This is a genomic window from Micromonospora chokoriensis, from assembly GCF_000718555.1.
Lineage (GTDB): Bacteria > Actinomycetota > Actinomycetes > Mycobacteriales > Micromonosporaceae > Micromonospora > Micromonospora chokoriensis_B.
Window position 1 is genome coordinate 124,631 of record NZ_JOAN01000002.1, and the last position, 22,317, is coordinate 146,947.

The following is a 22,317-nucleotide window of genomic DNA, read 5'->3' on the forward strand; positions in this document are numbered from 1 at the left end:
GAGCGCGGCCTACCGCAGACCGCCGACGGACAGTCCGCCGCGCCAGTGCCGTTGCAGGCTGAAGAACGCGATGATCAGTGGGAGCACGGACACCAGCGAGCCCAGGATGATGAGGCTCCACAGCGAGGTGCCTCCCGAGTTGTTCGCGGACGCGATCCCCTGCCAGAGGCCGAGGCCGACGGTGACGGGGAAGAGCCGGTTGTCGGAGAGCATCGCCAGGGGCAGGAAGTAGTTGTTCCAGGACGCCACCGCCGACAGCAGCAGCACGGTGACCACCGCGGGGCGCATCAGCGGAAGGGCGATCTGGAGGAACGTCCGCACCTCCCCCGCGCCGTCGACCCGTGCCGCGTCCAGGAGTTCGTCGGGCACCGCGTCGCGCGCGTACACGTGCATGAGGTAGACGCCGAACGGGTTGAGCAGCGACGGGAGGATCACCGCCCAGACCGTGTTCGTCAGGCCGAGCCGGGAGAACATGATGAAGGTCGGGATGACCAGGGCGGTGGCGGGCACCATCAGCGCGCCGAGCACGACGGCGAAGCTGAAGCGTCGGGCGGCGAACCGGTACTTGGCGAACCCGTAGCCGGCCATCACCGCCAGGACGGTGGCGCCGACGCCGCCGGCGATCGCGTACAGCGTGGAGTTGAGGATCCACCGCAGGTAGATGCCACCGTCGTAGGTGAAGAGCTGCTTGAGGTTCCCGATGTAGTCGATCTGGTCGGTGAACCAGAGGGTGTTGCCGCCGCCGAAGAGGCCCGGTGCGTCCTTGGAGCTGTTGACGATGACCCACCAGAACGGCACGAGGAAGTAGATCACCAGGAAGCCGAGGAGGATCTGCATGGGGAGATAGCGCTGCGGCCGGCGGGTGCCGGCGCGGACGCTTGTGTGGTCGGTCATCTACAGGAAGCTCCTCCGCTTGCGGGTGAAGAACAGGAAGGCGTACACGCAGATGAACACGATGCCGCCGAGGGCGAAGGAGATCGCCGATCCGTAGTTGAAGTTGGCCAGCGAGAACGCCTGTTGGTAGGCGTACATGTTGGGGGTGAAGTCCGTCCCGATGGTGCCCGCGGCGAGGTATCGCAGGATCTGCGGTTCGTTGAAGAACTGCAGGGTGCCGATGAGCGAGAAGACCAGGATCAGGATCAGCGCCGGCGCGATCAGCGGAATCTTGATCCGCGTCGCGATCTGCCATCGCCCGGCACCGTCCATCCGGGCCGCCTCGTAGAGCGTCGGGTCGACGCCCTGCAACGCCGCGTACAAGATGATCATGTAGTAGCCGGCCCACTGCCAGGTGACGACGTTGAGCAGCCCGTAGAAGATCAGGTCGCTGCTCAGGAAGTCGGGTGCGGTGGCGCCGAACAGCCCGAAGATGTCGGTGAGCGGGCCGAAGCCCTTGCTGTAGAGGAACCCCCACATGACCGCCCCGATGACGGTGGGGATCGCGTACGGAAGAAAGATCATGAGGCGGGAGAAACGGGCGAACAGGGTGGTCACCGCGTCCAGAATGAGGGCCAGCGCCAGCGCGATGAGGATCTGCAGCGGGATCGAGACGAGCGAGAAGCGGAGGACGAACCACACCCCAGACAGGAAGCTCGGGTCGGTGAACGCCTTCACGTAGTTGTCGAAGAGGACGAAGCTGGTGCCCCCGATCAGCTTCTTCTGAAAGAGACTGAGGTAGAGCGCGTACCCCAGCGGCGCGATGAGGAACGCCAGGAAGACGACCCCGAATGGCCCGACGAAGAGCCACCCCATCAGGTGCTCGCGCAGGTGCACCTTGCCACGGATCTTGCGCTTCTCATGCTGAGTACGCGGTGCGCGCTTCTCGGTCAGGAGTGTCATCTTGGTCTCCGGGACGTGGACGCTGAGGGTGCAGGGTGGGCCGGCCCTGGCCGGCCCACCCGTCCGGTCACTGAACGGTGAAGCCTTGTTCCTTGGCGTACTTCGCCACGTCCTCCTGGAGCCGGTCGGCAGCCTGCGAGCCGGTGATGGAGCCCTTGATGACCTCACTGACCTGCTTCGTCATGGCGTCGAGGTAGTACTGACCGAAGGGGGCGTAGGCGACGCCCTTGTAGGCGTCGGCGGCGGGGAGGTAGACCTCCTTGTTCGCCTGCTGGCCGTCGAAGAACGCCACCTTCAGGTCGACGAACGCGGGGTCCTTGAGCGCCGTGAGGTTCAGCGGGAAGATGATCTGGTTGGTCCAGCCGTCGGTGAGTGACTCCTTGTCGGCGTAGAGCCCGTAGGCGACCTTCGCCGCCAACTCCGGCTTCTTGGCCTGCTTGGTCACCGAGAAGGCCGACCCACCCCAGTTGACCTGCACCGGGTTGGCCGGATCCCACTGAGGCAGCGGCGCGACCGCAAACTTGCCGGTGTCCTGGCCCTTGCCGACGCCCGCGCCGGTGAGGTAGCCGGGTGCCCACGCCGCCGAGATGTACGTCGCGTAGTTGCCGTTGATCACGCCGGAGATGTACTCCGGGGTGAACTGGTCCTGCGTGCCGACCAGGCCCTTCTTGGCGAGGCCGCCCCAGTAGTCCAGCACGTCCTTGGACGCCTGGTCGTTGAGCTTCACGCCGATGGACTTCGGCTGCGCCGGGTCGTAGGTGAAGGGCGAGGCGCCCTTCTGGATCTGCAGCGCCATCAGGACCGCCGGGACGTTCGCGCCGAGGTCCCCGAAGAGCGGGCCGCCGGCGTCCTTCACCTTCTGCGCGGCCTGCTCGTACTCGGCCCAGGTCTTCGGCGGAGTGATCTTGTACTTGTCGAAGATGTCCTTCCGATAGATCATGCCCATCGGTCCACCGTCGACCGGGACGCCGTAGACCTTGTCGCCGACCGACACGTCCTTCCAAGCGCCCTCGCCGTAGTTGGCCTTGACCGCGTCGTAGCCGTACTGCTTGATGTCGACCAGCGCACCCTGGATCTGGAAGGTCGGGATCCGGTCCGCCTCGACCATGATCACATCAGGCGCGCCGGTGCCCGCCGAGATAGCGGTCTGGAACTTGTCGTACTCGTCGCCGCCCTGGCCGACGTTGGTCCAGCAGACCTGCACGTCGTCGTGCTGCTTGTTGAAGTTGTCGACGACGAGCTGGGTGTTGGGGTACCAGCCCCACATCGTCACGACCGGCACGTTCTGCTTGGTGATGGTGTTCGTGCAGTTGCTCGCGTCGCTGCCGCCCCCGTCCGAGGAGCAGGCGACGAGGCCGCTCCCGGCCGCGAGCATGGCTACCGTGGCGAGTATTCGTCTTCTCTTCATTGAGATGGTTCCCTTCGGGATCGCGATGCGCGGGCATCCATGCGCCGGCGGGCGCCACCGGGGCAGGTGGCCCGGCCCCGGTGGCGTCGCCTGGAAAGGCTCCTAGCGCTTGAACAGACGGGGCGCCAGGTCGATGAGGTTCTTCTGCCACACGTCCCAGCCGTGCGGCCCGGGGGTGACCCCGTCGAACTCGTAGCGGATACCGAGGTTGTTCAACGTGGTCAGCGATGCCATGAAGCTCGGGTACACGAAGTCGGTCTGGTCACCGACGTACAGGCGCAGCATCTTGGTGCCGTTGTTGATCGCCTCGACGTCTACGCCGGTGCCGCTGCCGAACCCGGCCGAGAAGGCCGCGACGTAGGCGAACTCGCCCGGGTACGCCCGCAGCACCCCGAACGACTGCCCGCCGCCCATCGACAGGCCGGCGAGGGCCTGCTGCGACGGATCGCTGGAGATGTGGTAGCGGGCACGGGCCGTCGGAACGATGTTCTCCCGCAGTTCCCTGTTGAAGTTCGACGAGTTGCCGTTACCCATCACGACGACCATCGGCGTGAGGTCGCCGTCGAGGAACTGGTGGTCGAGGATCTGCTTGGCGCGTCCCATCTCGACCCAGTCGGTGTAGTTCTGGCCACCGCCGTGCTGAAGGTAGAGGACGGGGTACGGCTGCGTCCGACTCGGGTCGTACCCGGGTGGGGTCCACACCAGCGCGGTGCGGTCCTGGCCGGCGACCGTACTGGGATAGGTCATGCTCTCGACCTTCCCACCGCGACCGGCGGGCACGTCCGACAGCAGTCGGGCACCAGGGCCCGGGATGAAGAAGGTGCTCCACATCGGTTCGGTGGTCACCTTCGTCGGGTTGGAGGTGTCCTTGACCGCGACCCGGTCCACGATCAGCCGGTAGTAGTAGAACCAGGGCTTCAGCGGGCCCACGGTCGCCCACCACCGGTCGCCGTCGCGGGTCAGCGGCAGGCGCAGCCAGCTGCCGCCCGGCGCCACGTTCGCCCAGACCGTGACGTGCTGAGCGTCCTTGAAGTCCGTGGTGGTCTCGAAGGTGACGAACCCGTCCTCGGTGACGAAGGGCGTCGGGGTGGTGCCGGCCGGCGGCGGGGTGAACTCCCCCTTCAGCTGCTTGTGGCCCGGGCTCGGCCCGTGGTCCGACGCGTGACCGAACAGCCGCGGCAGGAAGTCGACGAGGTTCTCCTGCCAGGTGTCCCAGTTCGCGCCGCCGTCCGGGTTGACCCCGTCGGATTCGAACCGGACATCGGCTCGGCCCAACGCCTTGGTCAGCCGGTAGGTGGCGTTGTGCGCCGGATCGGTCACGTTGCCGGTGTAGAGGCGCAGCACCTTGATGGTGCGGTTGATCTCCTTGGCGTGCCTCCGGTCGATCTCCGGGGCCGACGTGCCCGAGAACCAGCCGACGTAGCCGAACTGAGCCGGCTTGGCCAGCGCGGCCTTCACCGCCAACGTGGCGCCGTCGGACACGCCCGCGATCGCCTGGTTCGCCGGATCGCGCAGGACCCGGTAGCGGTCGGCGACCGCCTTCCGGAGGTCCTTCAGGTCCTTGTCGTCCGAGCCGTCGCTGATCACCACGACCATCGGCTTGGTGGCGCGTGCGGCCGAGAGGTTGTCGAGGATCTGCTTGGCTCGGCCGAGATCGAGCCAGTCGGTGGCCGCGGCACTCGCACCCGACTGCAGGTAGAGCGTCGGGTAACCCTTGGGACCCTTGGCGGCGTAACCCGGTGGCGTCCAGACCAGGGCGGAGCGCTGAGCGTTCTTGGTCCGGTAGGCCAGCGTCTCGATCTTTCCGCTGGTGCCGGCTGGCGCGTCGACAAGCCACCGGGCCGAGTCACCAGCGACGAGGAACGTGCTCAGGAGCGGGTTGGACGCGACACTTGTGCTGTTCGTCGGGTCCTTGATGGTCAAGGTGTCGTCGGCGGTGAGCTGGTAGCGGTATAGCCCCGGCTCTAGCGCGCCGAGAACACCCGACCACACGTCACCCCGTCGGGTCAGGCCAAACTCCGCCCAGCTGGCGGACGGACCGAAGTTGCCCTCGACGACGACCTGCGAGACGGTGCCCAGGTGTTCCTGGACGTACGCGGCCGGGACGGCGAACGAGGCGTAACGGTCTGCGGAGACGTCCAGCCACGGCGTGTCCGCCGCCGCCGGTTGCGGCGCGAGCAGGGCCGCCGCCATTGCGATGACTCCAGCGGTGAACGCCGCCGAGAGTCGGCGTACGCCAAGACGGCGTAAGCGCCCGTGATACTGTTCCGTTCTCACGCTCCACTCCTTTCCTGTGCCGGCAGCGGATGCGACCCGACTGACCGGCTCAACTCATCGGTGGATCTCGCCGTGCGTGGTGGGTGCACCTCCTCCAGGCTCTTGTCATGGTCGTGGCGCGCTCGTCGGTGGTGCGGTCGAGCCGCGGACCACGAGGCTGGTCGGGAGCACGATCTGGTTCGGCTCGTCCCACTCGCCGGTCACCAGTGACTTCAGCATCCGCGCGGCTTCGTACCCGAGCTGATACATCGACTGGTCCACGGTGGTCAGACCCGGCTCGGTCAACGCCGACTCCGGGATGTTGTCGAACCCGACGACGGAGAGGTCCCCCGGCACGGAGAACCCCAACTCCCTGGCGACCTCCAGGACCTTGAGGGCCATCCCGTCGCTCGCCGCGAAGATCGCTGATGGCGGGTCTGGTCGTTGCAGCAGAACGCGTGCCAGTGGAGCGGCCGACTCGGGGTTGAAATCACCTCTGCCGATCAGCGTCGGGTCGACCGGGACGCCGGCGTCGGTAAGCGCGGCCCGGTATCCCTCCTCCCGGGACCAGGCCGAGGCCAGGCTGTCGCGGCCCGCGATGAACCCGATGCGCCGATGACCCAGGCCGAGCAGGTGCTCGACCGCGGTGGTGGCGCCCGTGAGGTTGTCGGCCATCACCGAAGGTGCCGTCGAGCCCCGCACCGGGTCGATGGCCACGACCGGCGTCCGGCTCCGGACCTCACCCCACGGCGTGACGACGATGCACCCGTCGGTGAGGGTGCCCGACAGGCGGGTCAGGTGCCGCTGCTCCCAACCCTCCGAATACGACCCGTAGAGGTCGCTGTTGGCGTAGATGATCAGGTCGAAGCCCGAGCGGCTCAGCGCCTTCATCACGCCCTTGAGCACCTCTGCCGTGTACGACTGGAAGCTGTGCGCCACGAGGCCCAGAACATTGGTGCGGCTGCGCCGAAGACTTGACGCCACCAGGCTCGACTCGTAGCCGAGCTGCTCGATGGCGGTACGCACCTGAGCGATCGTGCGGGCGCTGACGCCGTAATGCCCGTTGACCACGCGCGAGACGGTGGCGGTGGAAACGCCGGCGACTCGGGCGACATCACTCATTGTTACCGGCGCATTGACTTCAATCATGGCGCTCTCTCTGGACTGCAATCGTTATCGGTTACGTTTCCAGGATGTTGCCAACGTAACTTACGACGATTACGAGCACAAGACCTCTTCGCCCTTGCCCGACAGCCGTTAAGAAGGTCCCAACTGGATGTTGGTAAGGGCGCGACGAACCCTCAGTTGCCGTCGCGGTGAACGCGATCGGCGAACCATTCCACCCGCAGGTGAACGATCACAGCTGCCGAAACTTCGGCGCTTCCGGCAAGGACCCAGGGCGCCCTGGCCGCGCGCCGTGGACGACGGGCCGGGACACGGTGGGCGGCCGTCCCAGCCATCCACATTGATCCAGGTGCCGTGTTCCCTTACGCAAACGTAATCGGTAACGTTTACATAGATCGACAACGTAATCCAAGACGATCACGTTGTCCAGAGCTCGCACCGCCCCCACCCCCCTGGAGTCCCGGCGCTGGGTAGAGATCTCGGCGTCGGACCCTGCCCGAAGGAGCCAGCCCTGATGCACACGGCCCGCCTGACCCTTGACCCCCGCCGACGCGTCGCGCCGGTGCCGCGCCGGCTCTTCGGCTCGTTCGTCGAGCACCTGGGTCGCTGCGTCTACACCGGAATCTACGAGCCGGGGCACCCGAGCGCCGACGCGGACGGCTTCCGGGCCGACGTCCTCGCGCTCGTGCGCGAGCTGGGCGTCACCACGGTCCGCTACCCGGGCGGCAACTTCGTCTCCTCCTACCGCTGGGAGGACGGCGTCGGCCCGGTCGACAAACGACCGGCCAGGCTCGATCTGGCCTGGCACAGCCTGGAGACCAACGCGTTCGGGCTCGACGAGTTCATGCGCTGGGTCGGCAAGGCGGGCGTGGACCCGATCATGGCGGTCAACCTCGGCACCCGTGGCACCGCCGAGGCCGTCGACCTGCTCGAATACGCCAATCACCGCGGTGGGAGTCACCTCGCCGACCAGCGCCGCGCCAACGGCGCGGGCGACCCGTACGGGATCAAGCTGTGGTGCCTGGGCAACGAGATGGACGGCCCGTGGCAGGTGGGCCAGCGCAGCGCTACCGAGTACGGGCGTCTCGCCGCGCAGACCGCGAAGGCCATGCGCCGCTTCGACCCTGACCTCGAACTCGTCGCCTGCGGCTCGTCGCACCTCGGTATGCCGACCTTCGGCAGCTGGGAACGCGACGTGCTGACCGAGGCGTACGACGACGTCGACCTGATCTCGCTGCACGCCTACTACCAGCCGGTCGACGACGACCTGCCCAGCTTCCTCGCCTCGGCCGAGGACATGGACCGCTACATCGACGCCGTCACCGCCATCGCCGACTCGGTCGGAGCGATCCGCCGGTCCACCAAGAAGATCATGATCGCGTTCGACGAGTGGAACGTCTGGTACCAGTCCGCCGCCCCGTCGACGCCGCCGAGCGGCGAGGACTGGCCGGTCGCACCGCCGCTGCTGGAGGATCACTACAGCGTGGCCGACGCGGTCGTCGTCGGCGGTCTACTCATCAGCCTGCTACGGCACAGCGACCGGGTGACCGCGGCCTGCCAGGCACAACTGGTAAACGTCATCGCCCCGATCATGACCGAGCCGGGCGGCCCGGCCTGGCGTCAGACCATCTTCCACCCCTTCGCCCGCACGGCCCGGCACGCCCAGGGCACCGTGCTGGACGTGCTGCGCCACGGCAGCACGACGACCACCGACCGCTACGGCGAGATCGACGCCGTCGACGCGGTCTCCACCTGGGACGAGAGCACCGGCGAGATGACGGTCTTCCTCGTCAACCGGGTCGTCGACACCCCGGCCGAGGTGACCGTCGACGTCAGCGGCGCCCGGCTGGCCGGCGTCATCGAGTGCGTCACCGTCGGCGGCACCGACCTGCACGCCAAGAACACCGCCGACGGGCCGGACCAGGCCGAGCCACGCCCCAACGGCACGGCACAGGCCGCGGACGCCAGCGTCCAACTGACGCTTCCGCCCGCGTCCTGGACCATGCTGCGGCTTCGGGCCACCGACGTGACCCCGTAAGCGCCCCGGCCGCGCAACCCTGGCTTCACCGGGGGTGCGCGGCCGGGACTTCCCCACCACAGGGAGTACGGGGCCAGTAACGAGCGATGCAGCGATGCGAGCGCTCACATCGAAGCCCTACCGAAGGCAAAACGATGAATTGCATTGACGGTCAGCATGGAGCTCGGAAGTCGAACCCACGGAATCGCGCATAAACCAATTCGGGCATGCTGCGGTAGCCCTGACGACTGGCGCGTGGAATCTCCGTCGGGTCAATTTCGTCAAGCAATTCAACCGCCAGTCGCCAACATCCCGTCGACTCGCCGGGGAATGGTGACGTACTCGTCGCGCAACTCCTCGGGGAGGATCCAGGCCGGAGCATCCTGCCATGCCAGCGGGCGGAGGAACCGTCGGATCGACGTGGCGCCCACCGATGTGTGCACGGCGTTCGTCGACGGCCAGGGTCCGCCGTGGTGCTGGGCCCACGACACGCGGACACCGGTGGGGTACCCGTCGAAGACGATGCGACCCGCGCGGGCGGCGAGCCCGTCGACCAGGCGACGCACCACGTCGGCGTCGTCCCCCGGTCCGGAATGAAGCGAGCCGGTCAGCGACGGCGGAACAGTGGCCAGCGCGACGTCGAGTTCGGCGGCGTCGCCATAGCGGACCACGACCAGGAGCGGGCCGAAGCACTCGTCGGCGATCTCAGCGGTCAGGCCGGACAGGCCGACCTCCAGGAGGGTTGGGGCGACGGTGAAGCCCACGCCAGGGTCGACCTCAGGCCGCGCCGTGACCCGAGCGCCGGCCCGCTCGAACTCCGTGGCCCGGTCCTCGTACGCGTCGCGGATGCGCTCGTTGAGCAGGACCGCGCCGCCCGCCGAGGCGACTCGTGCCCGCAGCGCGTCGACCAGGTGGTCACCGCCCGGGTCCGCCGGGATGAACGCCAGGCCGGGCTTGGTGCACAGCTGACCGCCCGAGTTGGTGAAGGAGCCGAACAGTCCCTCGGCGATCTGGTCACCCCGGTCGGCAGCCGCGTCGGGCAGGACGACGATCGGGTTCACGCTGCTCAGCTCGGCGTACAGGGGGATGGGATCGGGCCGTTCGTCGATGGCCGCCTGGATGGCGCGGGCGGCGCCGACCGAGCCGGTCAGGGCGGCCGCGCGGATCGCCGGGTGGCGCACCAGCGCCCGGCCGGCCTGCTCCCCGTACACGATCGCGATGACCCCCTCGGGCCCGCCGCGCTCGCGGATGGCCGACTCGATCGCGGCGGCCGAGGCGTGCGAGGTCAGCGGGTGCGACGGGTGGGCCTTCAGAATCGTCGGGCAGCCGGCGGCGAGCGCGGCGGCGGTGTCACCGCCGGCGACCGAGAAGGCGAACGGGAAGTTGCTGGCTCCGAAGACGGCGACCGGCCCGAGGGGTACGAGCATCCGCCGCAGGTCCGGGCCGCGTCCGAGCGGGGTGTCGGCGGCATGGTCGATGGCCGCTTCGAGGTACGCCCCGTCGCGCAGCACCTCGCCGAACATCCGGAACTGGACCGCGGCCCGGGTCAGTTCCTGGTCGAGCCGTGCGTGGCTCAGCCCGGTCTCCGCCTCGGCGGCGGCGATCAGGTCGACCCGGCGCGACTCCAGTGACGCGGCGATCGCGTCCAGCAGTTCTGCCCGGCCGAGCCGCCCGAGGGCGGCCAACCACTGCGCCGCCCGGGACGCCTGAGCGGCGATCACCTCCAGCCGAGACTCGTCGGTCTCGGTGAGATCCGTCGCGCGACGCTGACCGTCGCGCGGATCGACAGTGATGACCACGTTCACAGCAGTCCTCTCCTCACCAGATTGCCCATGAGATCGCGGACGCCGAAGTGCCAGGGCTCGCACTCCTCCGCGTGCCGCACCCGGTTGACCAGGGTGCCGAGCGCCGGGCAGCTGATCCGTACCACGTCGTCGACCTTGTGGGTGAAACCCTCACCGGGGCGGTCCCGGTCCTGGATCGGCGCGAACATGGTGCCGAGCATCAGGGCGGCGCCGTCGGGGTAGCGGTGGTGCGGGCCGATCATCTGCCGCACCAGCTCCTCCGGGTCGCGCGACATCTGCGTCATCTCCGAGACCGCCTCCAAGTGGAAGCCGTCCACGCCACGGACCTCCAGGCGCACCTCGAGTTCGCGGACCTGATCCATCCCGAACCGATCGTCGAAGAGCCGGATCAGCGGGCCGAGCGCGCAGGAGGCGTTGTTGTCCTTCGCCAGGGGGAGCAGGAGCGCCGAGCGGCCCTCGATGTCGCGCAGGTTCACGTCGTTGCCGAGGGTGGCGCCGACGATCCGGCCGCTGGACGCGACGATGAGCGTGACCTCGGGCTCCGGGTTGTTCCAGGTCGACGCGGCGAGCACGCCGACCGGAACGGCCGTGCCGACGGCGGAGAGGATCTGCCCCTTGGTGAAGATCTCGGCGTCCGGGCCGATCCCCACCTCCAGGTACTGACTCCACATGCCCTCGGCGACCAGCAACGACTTGAGCCGCTCTGCCTCCGCCGAGCCGGCCTCCAGGCTGTGCAGGTCGACACCGATGTCGGCGAGCATGCGGCGACGAATGTCGGCGGCCAGCGCCAGGTCTCCCCGTGCCCGCTCCTCGATCACGCGTTCGATCATCGAGATGGGGAAGGTCACGCCGGCTGCCTTGAGCGCCTGAAGGTCGACCGGGGCGAGCAACCAGGGCCGGGTGCGGTCCCGGGTCGCGGCCCCCGTGTTGGCAAGTATCTCCCCGAAGTCGCCCACCCGTGTGCCGTCGAGCCCGGCCACCGTCGCGGCGGGATCGGGCAGCTCGCAGATGTCCCGGACGGTCGGGAACCGGTGGCTGATGTCGATGACCTCGCCGTCGCGAACGGTCACTGGCGAGGGGCCGTCGCCGGACGGATCCCAGATCCGGCCGATGAGGACACTGTGCTCGACATCGTCCGGCAACGCCTCGGCGGCAGTCCCGGCCCACTGCGCGCCCGCGGCCCGTCCCCGGGGCCGAGGCACCGTCATGAGCCGCTCGCCGGGTCGAAGTGAGAGCGGTCATTACCCATCGGTACTCCACTGTTGCGAGTCAGGGTCACGCGGAGGAAATTGCAACGAGCGTAGCGCTATGTGCAACGGTGTCAAGCGGTGATTGCGCATCGCGTCAGCTACATTGCACAATATGCAATGACAGCGACGGCGCTGCCCGTCGCGCGAGGGGAGCCAGCCTTGGCGCAATCGATTCGCCGCGCGATCGACCTCATCCGTCGATCCGCGGAGCACCCGCTGTCCCTTACGGAGGCTGCGGACGTGCTCGGCGTCCACAAGTCCACAGCCCTGCGAATCCTGCAGACACTAGAGTCCGCGCGCTTCGTCCGCCGGACCGGCGCGGGCACCTACGTGCTCGGCAGCGGGCTGATCGAGTTGTCCGAGCTCGCGCTCGGCTCGATGGACCTGCGCCAACCCGCTGCCGCACACCTGCGGGCACTGCAACGCGAGACCGGCCACACCGTGCACCTGGCGCAGTTGACCGGCGACGAGATCATCTACATCGACAAGGTGGACAGCCCGGCGTTCGACGCCGTCAAGCTGCCGTCACGGGTGGGACGCGCGGTGTCGGTCTACGCGAGCGCCGTCGGCAAGACGATCCTGGCCTACCTTCCCCGGGAGGAACGCGACCGTCTCCTCTCCCCCGTCGTCTTCGAGAGATTCACCGACACCACCTTCACCGACCACGACGCCCTCGAAGCCGAACTCACCCGCATCCACGAGCGCGGCTGGGCCACCGACAACGGCGAGCACGACGCGTACGTGAAGTGCGTGGCCGCGCCGGTCAGGGATTCGCGGGGGCGGGTCATCGCCGCCGCCTCGATCACGGCGATCGAGGTCATCGCAAACCTCGACCAGCTAAAGAGCAACCTCCCGCTCCTCCTGGAGACCGCCAACCAGATCTCGTACGAGCTCGGCTACGCGCCGCCGTCCTCGACGAACCCGGACGGTGACGGCCACCCCGCGACCTGACCGCGCGCGTCCCGGGCGATCAATGCGCTGCCCGGCACGGGGCACGGCGGCGACACGATCAGGGGACCCGCTCGCTGCCCAACGCACCGATTGCCCGGTTTAACCCTAATCTCGACACGTTCATGTTCGCCTCAGCACGGCAACCACGGAGCGTGACGATGAGCGCGATGCCCCGACGTCAGTTCGTCAGACTCTCCGGGACCGCCGGCGCCACCGGGCTCCTGGGCCTGGTCGGCGCAGACCGGGCGTTGGCCGACGCAGGCCCGACCCCCGAGCCGTCCCCCACGACACCTGGCAGCCCCGGTGCCGCGGCCTGCCCCACGCCCTCGGCCCTGTGCGGCTTCCCCACCGACACCGGCGGCAGGTACGACCTGTGGGACCGGGTCCAGGTGTGTGAGGGCACCAAGACCGGTCCACCGTTTCCGCAGTGCCTGCGGACGACCCCCACGTACGTCATCCTCAATGGAGGATCGGGGTCGAACCACGACTTCCTGCTTGTCCCCAGTTGCCGGATCAGTGGCATCGAGTGTCCGTTCATCACCACCGCCAACGCGCCGAACTACTGGCTGGAGGCGTGGAACAACGCGCAACCGGGGCAGCCGGGGCACGTCGTCTACCCGCACATCGGGCTGGGCATCAACTCAGCCGACCCGATGATCCGCCAGCAGGACCAACTCCACATCCACCTCGCCGGCATCCACTCGGGCATCCAGACGCAACTGAACAACCACGACAGCGTGATCAGCAACAACCCGGCACGGTGGCGCAACCAGATCGTGCCGATCTGGGGTCTGACGAGCACCGGCCAGCCAGCCCCCCGCTCGTACCGTGTGCTCCATGTCGGGAACCTGAACGGAAACCTCTTCCGACTCCTGCTGGACAGTGTGGTGCAACCGACCGGAGCGACCATGGCAGCGCAGATACTCGCCGTGACACCTCGCCTGATCGGCAGCGGCGGGTTCTACGTCCTCAACAGCGAACCCGGCCTGCCCGTCCCGGCCGGTCAACCGGGCGGCACCGGCACCGTCGACTTCCTGCTCGCGTACGCCTGAGGGCTCACCGTCATCGCAGCAGCGCCAGCCGGTCGATGATGGAGTTTCGCAGGTCCGCTGGCCAGGGGAACAGTGGTGTCGCTTCGGCATCTTCGCCGCTCTTTTCACCCTGCTCGCGGTCAGGCCGCGGCAAACGGCCGGCGTCTGGGAGATCGTGCTCGTCGGCAAGGCCGCTCTCGTCGTGTTCGGCGCGACGATCGGAGACGTCCCCGAGGCCCGCCTGTCGGCCGGCGTGGCGTCCCGCGATCACCAACCCGACCCGCTGACGGAGACGACAGTGCCCTCAGCGGTCCCGCTCCGGGGACGTCGGATCGCCCGTCGCCGTCATCCGACGGTGGCGGGCGATCCGACTGCTCAGTATCGAGGGAACGAGCCCCATTGCTTGACGGCGTACGACTCGCCCCGCCCAGCAGGCGGCGTGACGGGTCAGCGCAGTGGCAGGGTGGCCAGCGCCAGGTTGGGGTCGACGCCGGTGGTGTACGCGGCGCTGAGCACGTAGACGGTGCGGCCGCGCACAGCCACCGAGGTCGGGTTCTGGAGCCCGTCGGCGGCGGTCATCAGCGTTCGGGAACGGCCGGCAGCGTCGATGCTCACAAGCGTGTTCGGCCCGTTCAGCGCGGCGATGACCTGTTGGTCACCAACGAAGGCGAAGTCGTCGATGCCAACCAGGCCGGTCGCCACCACCCGGACGGGTCCGGGCCGGCCCTGCCGTACCGGAATGCGCAGCAGCGTGCCGTGGTCGAGGTTGGTCGCCCAGACCGCGCCGGCGCGTACCTTGATGCCGTTGGCGCCGAGGAAACCCGCCGCGGCCAGCTCGGGTGCCGACGACCAGACCTCGGCTTGGCCGCCTTCCAGGGGAACCGTCGAGATCGTGCCAAGCACGGAGTCCGTGAGGTAGAACCTCTTCGCCTGCGCGTCGAACGCCAGGCCGTTGGGGAGCCCGTCGGCCGGCAGGGCGGCGATGCGGTGCGGGGCCCGACCGGGGCGGAGCCGGTACAGGCCGGTGGTCGCGGCATCGCCGCTCGCGTAGAGGAAATAGAGGGTGCCGTCGGTCATTCGGACGATGCCCGTGGTCAGCGCGAAGCTGAGGACCGGCGTGTTGACGCCGCCGTCGGCTGGTGCCGGCAGGGTCGCCAGGATCCGCGTCCCGCCGGACGGGGTGACCGCGGCGACCTGTCGGGCGGCCGCGAAGGTGACGTAGGTGGTGCCGTCCGGGCCGACCGCGATGTTCTCCGGCATCTGCCCCTTCGTCAGATCGAAGTGGACCGCGATCCGCGACGGCACCGACGCGGCCGACGCTCGGGCCGGCCCGACGGTGAGGGCCGGTGCGGTCGCGGCCGGTGCGGCGCTCGACGGTACGACCGTCACGACGCCGATCCCCGCTGCTGCGAGTGCCACTGCGAGGGTCATTGTTCTCTTACGCATTTCTGTCCTTACTCACGGTGTTGTTGATGGGCGTGAAGCGGGCACGACGGGTCCGGCGCTCCTGGCGGAGCACCTCGTGTCGAGCCGATGGGGAAGGCGCTATTCGCGCCTGACGAGCGGCTGCGGAACACCGGCACGGGTGGTGACGGCGCCATGCACGAGCAACGTCATCGCAGCGTGAGATGCCGAGCCGAGTTCGGTGGTGGCGACGACGACGCTCTGGCCGTCCTCGGTACGCAGGGTCTGCTGTGTCACGTCCATGGCACCGACCAGCGGGTGACGCATCTGGTAGATGGTGTCGCCGCCGGCCTTGACCCGGTGGTCGGCCCACATGGCGGCGAACTCCGGGCTCCGCACTGTCAACTCACCGACCAGCGCAGCCATCAGCGGATCGTCCGGGTGCTGCCCGGACGCCATCCGCAGCGTCGCCACCACCGCGCGGGCCTTGGTGGGCCAGTCCGCGTACAGGTCACGGGTGTGCGCGTCCAGGAACACCAGCCGGGCCATGTTCGGGTGCCGGTTCGGCCGCTGCGGGATCTCCGGGTCCAGGTGGCCGGCGAACAGGGCATGACCGGCGGTGTTCCAGGCCAGCACGTCGGCACGGCGACCGAGCACCACCACGGGTACGTCACCGAGCGCCGCGACGAGCTGGCGTACCGCCGGGCTCACCCGCTCCGGTGCCGGGCGACGTACGGCGGGCCGACGGCGGGTTGCGGCCGCGAGCTCGCTCAGGTGACGGCGTTCCGCGTCGTCGAGCCGCAGTGCCCGGGCGAGCGCGTCGAGCACCTCGGGTGAGGCGTTCACGGCCTGCCCCTGCTCCAACCGTGAGTAGTACGAGACGCTCACTCCGGCCAGCAGGGCCAACTCCTCCCGGCGCAGCCCTCGAACCCGGCGCCGCTCACCGTACGTCGCCACGCCGGTGTCCTCTGGCCTCAGCTGGGAGCGCCGGGCCTGGAGGAAATCACCGAGCTGTCCTCTCGCGTTCATGACTCGAAGTATTGCGAGCCCTGCCCGCTCCAACCACTCCCTGCCAGGGGTAGGCACCGCATGCCGAGGCAGCCCGTACGCGTCGACGCGACCCGGGGTGTCAGCGGTCGGTGGCGCTGCCGGTGACAGCGCCAGCCCGCAGCCCATGATCGATGAAATTGATCAACCAGGTGAAGCTCTCGTCGACGGACGTGTCGATCTGGAAACCGTCGGCCGCCTCCAGGGTCGCGAACCCGTGCAGGACGCTGCGCAGCATCCGCATGGCGTGGATCTGCTGGCCAGGGTCCAGTCGGTATCCACTCAGCATGGCCGCCCAGGAAGCGAGCACCCGCTCAGTGGCCGGGATGAGCGGGTCGTCGGGCCCGGTCGGGCGGGCGGTGTTGCCCGCCGCGTACCGGCCGGGGTGTTTCCGCACGTGGGTCCGCATCGCCTGCGCGCCCGCGACGAGCGCATCGCTGCCGGATCGGCCCTGGGTGGCGTCGCGGATGGCATCACCCATTTCTGTCATGGCCAGGATGGCGATGCGGTGGGCCAGGTCGGCCTGGCTGGTGACGTGCTTGTAGAGCGAGGGGGTCTTGATCCCGAGCCGTTCGGCGAGCAGGCCCATGCTGAGATTTTCGTAGCCGACCTCGTCGGCCAGCGCGGCTCCGGCCTCGGTGACCGACGCCGGGGTGAGACGGGCCTTAGGCATCGGTCAGCGTCCTGGCGAGGAAGGGCAGGGCCAGTGCGAGAACCTCGTCGGGCGTCTGAACGTGCGGGTAGTGGCCGGCGCCCTCGATGACGGCCAACTCGCCGAGCCCTTGCGGTAGGTCGGCGATGATGCGCTCACCCTCGGCGCGCGGGTCGGCCCAGTCGGGGTCGGCGCTGCCCTGGATAACCAGGACCGGGCAGGTGACGTTGGGCAGCTGTCGACCGGCGTCGGCCGGGCTGCTCTTGGACATCGCCTGAAGCACCGACATCCGGCCGGGCTCACTCATCTTGGCCTCGATGCGCGCAAGCTCGCTGTGCCAGTCGGCGGGTTTGGTTGGGATTGCCACGTCCAGGTACTTCTTCCAGTTCGCGAGGCTTCCGCGCATGATGACCTGCGCCAGTTGAAGGTAGCCGGCCCGGAAGCGCTTCACCCGCACCAACCCGCCAAGGTCGAAGGACTGGGCGCGGGTGAACGGGGCCAGCTCGATGACACCGGCGATCACCTCGGGCGCAGTGGCGGCTGCGATCGTCGCGGCACCGCCGCTGATCGACTGACCAATGATCACGGCCGGGCCGCCGAGGTGGCGCACAACGGCGACGAGGTCGCCCGCGATGTCGGTGCGGCTGTAACCGTCCCAGCCGAGGCTGGAGTCGCCGGAGCCGCGGATGTCGACGTTGGCGACCCGGTATCCGGCCGCGGCCAGAGCCGGAGCGATGAAGCGGTAGGAGTGTCGACTGTCGCCCATGCCGTGCGCCAGGACGACGAGTGGGCCCTCCCCGGTCACCTCGTAGGCGATGGTGTTGCCGGCGATGCGCAGGTTTTCAGTCATGATGTTCTCCAGGATCAGCTAATGCGGTTAGCTAAAGGCTAATGACATTAGCTTGAGGAGTCAAGCGCGCGGAGCCGTATAGTGCCGCGATGGAAACGGACAAGGTGCAGCAGGCTTACACGTCCGTCGCGGAGCTCTACATCGAGCTGTTCGGCACAATCCAGCAGGTGGACGCCGACGACCTCGCCTTCATCAGGCGACACCTGGCGAGCCGGCCGGGCACGGTGCTCGATCTGGGGTGCGGCCCAGGCCACCTCACCGGCTACCTTCATGCGCTGGGCGTCGAGGCGACGGGGATCGACCTGGTTCCCGAGTTCATCGCGCACGCGCGGGCGACCCACCCGGACGTCGAGTTCGAGCTGGGTTCGATGGAACGCCTCGACGTGGCCGGCGGCTCCGTCGACGGCATCCTGTCCTGGTACTCGTCGATCCATCTACCGCCGCAGGAGCTCGACGGCCTACTCAAGGAGTTCCGGCGGGCGCTGACCCCTGCCGGGCGGTTGGTCCTGGGCGTCTTCGACGCCGAGGAGGTCGGCGCTTTCGACCACAAGGTTGTGACCGCCTATCGCTGGCCGGTCGACGAGATCGCCGAGCGACTCGCCCGGGCCGGTTTCCGGGAGGTCGAACGCCTCCGGCGGCCCGGCAACGACAAGCATCGGCCGCTCGCCGCCATCGCGGCGGTCGCGGTGTGAGGGCCGCCGAGGGCCGGCCTCCCAGCGCGGGAGACCGGCCCTTCGCCAACAGCGCACCCGGATTGAAGCGGGGGCTTCCGGTACGGCGGCAGCGCGCTCAGGCGCTGAGCTTCCCGGCGATCTTGACGACCCGCGCGGCCATGTGGTCGAGGGCAGCGAACTGGGCGTCGCCCAGCGGGGCGTCGTTGTTTCCGCCGGTGACGTGCGAGACGCCGTACGGGTTCCCGTCAGCGAACTTGAGCGGGTCGGTGTAGCCCGGGGCGACGACCAGACCGCCGAAGTGGTGGACGGTGTTGTAGAGCGCGAGAAGCGTCGACTCCTGACCCCCGTGCGAGGTCATTGATGCGGTGAAACCGGCGTACACCTTGTCGGCGAGCAGCCCCTGCGCCCACTGCGGCCCGAGGGTGTCGATGAACTGCTTGAGCTGGCTGGCGACGTTGCCGTAGCGGGTGGGAGTGCCGAACAGCACCGCGTCCGCCCAGACGACGTCGTCGGCGGTCGCCTTCGGCTCGTTCTTCGTGGCGTCGAAGTGCTGGCTCCAGGCGGCGTTGGAGGCGATGGCCTCTGCCGGGGCAAGCTCCGGAACCTGACGCAGCCGCACCTCGGCGCCGGCCTTCTCGCCAGCCTCGGCAAGGCGCTTGGCCATGGCGTGGAGGGTGCCGGTGGACGAGTAGTAGATGACGGAGAGCTTGGTCATCGGAGCATCCTTCCTCAAAGTAGTTGCTGCCGATAAATTTGCTGCAGCAACAATCTCGACTGTAGCAGCCCCCTCGCAGTACCCCAACGGCCCGACCAATCCCACGGTCGTGACGGCGCACACCAGCCGTCCCCGGACGCGGTGACCACTTCGGGTCAGGAGCCGTCCGGAGGGTTGGCGGGCTGCTGCCCCGGCCAGAACGGCCACTCCTCGAACGACCGACACCGTCCGTCGTCGGCGAACCGCATGACCCACAGGTCGCGGTACTCCTGGTCGACCGGGTCGCCGTAGCGGACCTCCTGGCGCGACACGGCGGTATCCCCCTCGACCGCGACGATCTCCGTGGTCAGCTGGAACACCTCGTCGGGGCCCTTGCGCTGCTTCTCCCACATCCGGGCGATGGCCGGCAGGCCGACGACCGGCGTCCAGTACGGCCCCTGCTGGTAGCTCGCGTCCTCGGTGAAGATCGTGACCAGCGCATCGGTGCCCGGAGTCCGCCAGAGCCGTTCGTAGGCGGCGAGCCAATCCTCGACGTGCTTCCTGTCCATGGACATCACCCTGCCAGCCGAGCGGCCCTCAGCGGGGCAAACCCACGTGGGCCGGCGACCCCTCGTCGTCGGCCCACCGCCAGCCACCCGTTCCGTCCGGGCCAGTCAGCTCACTCCCCGAACCGCCTCGATGATCGTCTCGGCGACCTCGCTCGGCCGGGCCACCGCCATCGCGTGCGACCCGCCGACGATCTCGCGCTGCCCTCGGGGGTTGGCTCGCTCGGCCATGAAGCGGTGCACGTCGGCGGGAATGTTCTTGTCAGCGTCCCCGAAGACGAACCAGCTGGGCAGCGATCGCCAGGCGGGGTCGCCGTTGAGCTTGTCGCCCAGGGCCTGTTCGGTGATCGGCCGCTGGGTCCGAGCCATCAGCGCGGCCATGTTCTCCGACGCGTCCGCGCAGAACTGCGCGTGGTACTGCTCCTGGCCAATGGCCACCTCGTTCCCGCCGGCCGACAGCGGGTACTTCACCAGCGTGTCGGCGAGCGTGCTGCCGGGGAACTTCGCGGACAGCGCCAGCGCCGACTCACCCGTGTCCGGAGCGAAGGCGTTGACGTACACGAGGGCCCGCACCGAGGTGTCATCGGCGGCGGCCTGCGTGATCACCATGCCGCCGTAGGAGTGGCCGACGAGGACGACCGGGCCGCCGATCCCGCGGACGACATCCCGCACGTACGCGGCGTCTCCCGCGACGCCGCGCAGCGGGTTCGCGGCGGCCACCGAGTCGTACGCGGCACCCAGCCGCTCGAGCACGCCATTCCAGCTTGCCGAGTCGGCGAACGCGCCGTGCACGAGAACGATGGTGGGCTGTGGATCAGGCATGATAGGCGCTCCCTCACTCCGTGAAGCTGTTCACCGCCGGGTCGCACTGGTACGCCTGGATACCCGTTACGCGAGTGTGAAACGTCCGGTCCCGACGGCTTCCACCCGTCGGTGTTTCCGCCGAGCCCGCCTCACCCGAGGCACGCCACCCCTTTGCTCTGCACCCGCCCGCGCACCACGCACGGTCCGTAACTGGCGCGTGGGCGGGTGCAGAGCAAAGGGGGGATCCGGCGCGGCACGACCCCGCCCCACAGCCGGCGGCCTGCCGCGCCGGACCCGCGGTGAGGTGCATCAACCCGATGGGCAGGAGGCTGCGGTGGTGGCAGCGACGCTGGCCGAGGTGCTGGCCGAGCTGGTCGAGCTGGAGGACCCGAAGGTACGCGAGATGAAGGACGCGCCGGATCGCCTGCAGTGGGCGATGAACCACTGCCTGGCGCAGATCGGGATCGCACACGCAGAGCACCGTGCCCGGGCGATCGACATCGGCGAACGCCTGTAGGTGCTCAAGGACTATCCAACCTCCCCCGGCTGCACGTCTCCGTTCGCGCCCAGCTGGATCAGCGCAATGGTGCGCCGAGCGGGATAGGCGGCGGGCCCTCGGGCGAGCCCGCATCGGCGGGTCGACGCCTCTTCCCGCCCACACCTATAGTGAGTTCCATTATGGGACTTACAACGTTCTGGCGCTGGTGGGTGGCCGGCACGACCAGCCACCTCGGCTCGGCGGTCGGCGGGGTGGCCCTGCCGCTGACCGCGCTGACCGTGCTGGACGCGTCCGCCTTCGAGATGGGTCTGATCACGGCGGCCGGTTATCTGGCGTACCTCCTGATCAGCCTGCCGGCCGGGGTGATCGTGCAGCGCGTAGCGCTGCGCGGCATGCAGGTCTGCCTGGATCTGATCCGGGCCGTTGCCATCGCCTCCGTCCCCCTCGCCTGGTGGTTCGAGACGCTGACGGTGGCTCAGCTGATCGCGGTCGCCCTGGTCGTGAGCTTCGCCAACGTGCTGTTCGACGTGGCGAACCAGACGTTCCTGCCGGAGATCGTGCCGGCCGCGCAGCTACAGGCCCGCAACAGCCTCACTTCCGGCACGCATGCCGCCACCGCGCTGGGCGGGCCCTCCCTGGGCGGTCTCGCGGTGCAGCTGCTGGGTGCGGTGCCGACGCTGTTCGTGGACGCCGTCAGCTACCTGCTCTCCGCCGTGCTGCTGCGAACCCTCCCGGCCCGGCGGGTGCAGCGACCGACTGAACGGCCACCGATGGTCACGATGATCCGCGAGGGCTGGCACTACGTGCTCCGGCATCCGATCATCGGACCGGCCATGTGGGACGCCACCGCGACGAACTTCGTCAACGGCGCGATGCTGGCCCTCTTCCCGTTCTACCTGGTGCGCGAGCTGCACGCATCGCCGTTCATGGTCGGGCTGCTGCTCGCCGCCGACGGCCTCGGCACCCTCATCGGCGCCGCGCTGACCACCCGCTTCACCGACCGGGTAGGCACCGCCCGCGGCCTGATCATCGCTGCCGTCGTCGGCGTGGCCGGCGCGCTGATCATCCCGCTGGGCACCGGCACCGCCGCACTCCTCGCCTTCGCCGTGGGCAACATCGTCTTCGCCGGGTCCTCAGTGGTGCTCAGCGTGACCACCCGCACGTACCGGATGCTCGCCAGCCCGCCGGAACTGCTGTCCCGGGTGATCGCCACGGTCAAGTTCGTCTCCTGGGGCGCCATCCCGCTCGGCGGCCTGCTCGCCGGCATCCTGGCCGGGCCGCTCGGCGCCCGCACCACTCTGCTGATCTTCGGAGCGCTCACCGTGCTGTCTCCGATCATCTACCTCTCGACGCCGATCCGCCGGCTGCGCGACCTACCCCTCGACGCGCCGCCGACACCCACCGAGGCTCGGGTGTGACCGCCCAGTCGCGCTGATCTTGCACCTTCG

The 22,317-nt window shown here is 68.8% G+C and carries 21 protein-coding genes; 6 read left to right on the forward strand and 15 right to left on the reverse strand.

All coding sequences use genetic code 11. The features are described from left to right. Positions 1-9: 9 nt before the first annotated feature. The 5 genes from IF46_RS0104020 to IF46_RS0104040 form a co-directional block, all read right to left on the reverse strand. The gene (locus IF46_RS0104020) at positions 10-894 is read right to left on the reverse strand and encodes a carbohydrate ABC transporter permease (RefSeq protein ID WP_030486896.1); all 885 of its coding nucleotides are present in this window, start codon (positions 892-894) and stop codon (positions 10-12) included. Beyond that, entirely contained in the window at positions 895-1,836 is a 942-nt protein-coding gene (locus IF46_RS0104025) for a carbohydrate ABC transporter permease (protein WP_030486897.1), read from the reverse strand. Between the two features lie 67 nt (positions 1,837-1,903). Then, a complete protein-coding gene (locus tag IF46_RS0104030; RefSeq protein WP_030486898.1) occupies positions 1,904-3,244 on the reverse strand; it encodes an ABC transporter substrate-binding protein in 1,341 nt (446 codons plus the stop codon). 102 nt (positions 3,245-3,346) lie between these two features. Continuing rightward, a complete protein-coding gene (locus IF46_RS0104035; protein WP_030486899.1) occupies positions 3,347-5,521 on the reverse strand; it encodes an alpha/beta hydrolase in 2,175 nt (724 codons plus the stop codon). Between the two features lie 105 nt (positions 5,522-5,626). Then, positions 5,627-6,649 (reverse strand): LacI family DNA-binding transcriptional regulator, encoded by a 1,023-nt coding sequence (locus tag IF46_RS0104040; RefSeq protein ID WP_030486900.1) that lies wholly within the window; start codon positions 6,647-6,649, stop codon positions 5,627-5,629. A 490-nt stretch (positions 6,650-7,139) separates the two neighbouring features. Here IF46_RS0104040 and IF46_RS0104045 point away from each other — a divergent pair, with 490 nt between their 5' ends. After that, complete coding sequence (locus IF46_RS0104045) at positions 7,140-8,663, forward strand: alpha-N-arabinofuranosidase (RefSeq protein WP_030486901.1); 1,524 nt, start codon at positions 7,140-7,142, stop codon at positions 8,661-8,663. Between the two features lie 269 nt (positions 8,664-8,932). On the opposite strand, the gene IF46_RS0104050 is transcribed toward IF46_RS0104045, so the two are convergent. After that, a complete protein-coding gene (locus IF46_RS0104050; RefSeq protein ID WP_030486902.1) occupies positions 8,933-10,447 on the reverse strand; it encodes an aldehyde dehydrogenase (NADP(+)) in 1,515 nt (504 codons plus the stop codon). Beyond that, positions 10,444-11,655, reverse strand: coding sequence for a fumarylacetoacetate hydrolase family protein (locus tag IF46_RS0104055; protein ID WP_157562561.1), 1,212 nt, complete (start codon positions 11,653-11,655; stop codon positions 10,444-10,446). The genes IF46_RS0104050 and IF46_RS0104055 overlap by 4 nt, the downstream gene beginning before the upstream one ends. 201 nt (positions 11,656-11,856) lie before the next feature. On the opposite strand from IF46_RS0104055, the gene IF46_RS0104060 reads away from it, so the two are divergent. Both IF46_RS0104060 and IF46_RS0104065 read left to right on the forward strand, forming a co-directional pair. Beyond that, positions 11,857-12,648, forward strand: coding sequence for an IclR family transcriptional regulator (locus IF46_RS0104060; RefSeq protein WP_051723624.1), 792 nt, complete (start codon positions 11,857-11,859; stop codon positions 12,646-12,648). Between the two features lie 167 nt (positions 12,649-12,815). Beyond that, positions 12,816-13,700 carry a CDP-diacylglycerol diphosphatase gene (locus IF46_RS0104065; protein ID WP_232233925.1) on the forward strand — a complete coding sequence of 295 codons (885 nt, stop codon included), beginning with the start codon at positions 12,816-12,818 and terminating at the stop codon, positions 13,698-13,700. Positions 13,701-13,710: 10 nt separating this feature from the next. Here IF46_RS0104065 and IF46_RS34205 read toward each other — a convergent pair whose 3' ends face one another. The 5 genes from IF46_RS34205 to IF46_RS0104090 form a co-directional block, all read right to left on the reverse strand. Next, entirely contained in the window at positions 13,711-13,950 is a 240-nt protein-coding gene (locus tag IF46_RS34205) for a hypothetical protein (protein ID WP_030486906.1), read from the reverse strand. Between the two features lie 176 nt (positions 13,951-14,126). Then, positions 14,127-15,125, reverse strand: a complete 999-nt coding sequence (locus IF46_RS0104075) for a hypothetical protein (protein ID WP_030486907.1) — start codon at positions 15,123-15,125, stop codon at positions 14,127-14,129. Between the two features lie 99 nt (positions 15,126-15,224). Beyond that, positions 15,225-16,112, reverse strand: a complete 888-nt coding sequence (locus IF46_RS0104080) for a helix-turn-helix transcriptional regulator (protein ID WP_030486908.1) — start codon at positions 16,110-16,112, stop codon at positions 15,225-15,227. Between the two features lie 100 nt (positions 16,113-16,212). Then, positions 16,213-16,803: a TetR/AcrR family transcriptional regulator gene (locus tag IF46_RS0104085; protein WP_030486909.1), complete on the reverse strand. Its 591-nt coding sequence runs from the start codon at positions 16,801-16,803 to the stop codon at positions 16,213-16,215. After that, positions 16,796-17,632: an alpha/beta fold hydrolase gene (locus tag IF46_RS0104090; protein ID WP_030486910.1), complete on the reverse strand. Its 837-nt coding sequence runs from the start codon at positions 17,630-17,632 to the stop codon at positions 16,796-16,798. The genes IF46_RS0104085 and IF46_RS0104090 overlap by 8 nt, the downstream gene beginning before the upstream one ends. Before the next feature lie 89 nt (positions 17,633-17,721). Between IF46_RS0104090 and IF46_RS0104095 the strand changes: the two genes are divergently transcribed. Beyond that, a complete protein-coding gene (locus tag IF46_RS0104095) occupies positions 17,722-18,324 on the forward strand; it encodes a class I SAM-dependent methyltransferase (protein ID WP_030486911.1) in 603 nt (200 codons plus the stop codon). Positions 18,325-18,421: 97 nt separating this feature from the next. On the opposite strand, the gene wrbA is transcribed toward IF46_RS0104095, so the two are convergent. The 3 genes from wrbA to IF46_RS0104110 all read right to left on the reverse strand — a co-directional run bounded on the left by wrbA (position 18,422) and on the right by IF46_RS0104110 (position 20,388). Next, entirely contained in the window at positions 18,422-19,021 is a 600-nt protein-coding gene (wrbA, locus tag IF46_RS0104100; RefSeq protein WP_030486912.1) for an NAD(P)H:quinone oxidoreductase, read from the reverse strand. A 155-nt stretch (positions 19,022-19,176) separates the two neighbouring features. After that, positions 19,177-19,569 (reverse strand): YybH family protein, encoded by a 393-nt coding sequence (locus IF46_RS0104105; protein WP_030486913.1) that lies wholly within the window; start codon positions 19,567-19,569, stop codon positions 19,177-19,179. Positions 19,570-19,674: 105 nt separating this feature from the next. Then, a complete protein-coding gene (locus tag IF46_RS0104110; RefSeq protein ID WP_030486914.1) occupies positions 19,675-20,388 on the reverse strand; it encodes an alpha/beta fold hydrolase in 714 nt (237 codons plus the stop codon). Between the two features lie 316 nt (positions 20,389-20,704). Here IF46_RS0104110 and IF46_RS35035 point away from each other — a divergent pair, with 316 nt between their 5' ends. Both IF46_RS35035 and IF46_RS0104120 read left to right on the forward strand, forming a co-directional pair. After that, positions 20,705-20,887, forward strand: a complete 183-nt coding sequence (locus IF46_RS35035; protein WP_030486915.1) for a hypothetical protein — start codon at positions 20,705-20,707, stop codon at positions 20,885-20,887. A gap of 161 nt (positions 20,888-21,048) precedes the next feature. Continuing rightward, the gene (locus IF46_RS0104120) at positions 21,049-22,287 is read left to right on the forward strand and encodes an MFS transporter (protein WP_030486916.1); all 1,239 of its coding nucleotides are present in this window, start codon (positions 21,049-21,051) and stop codon (positions 22,285-22,287) included. Positions 22,288-22,317: the final 30 nt, after the last annotated feature.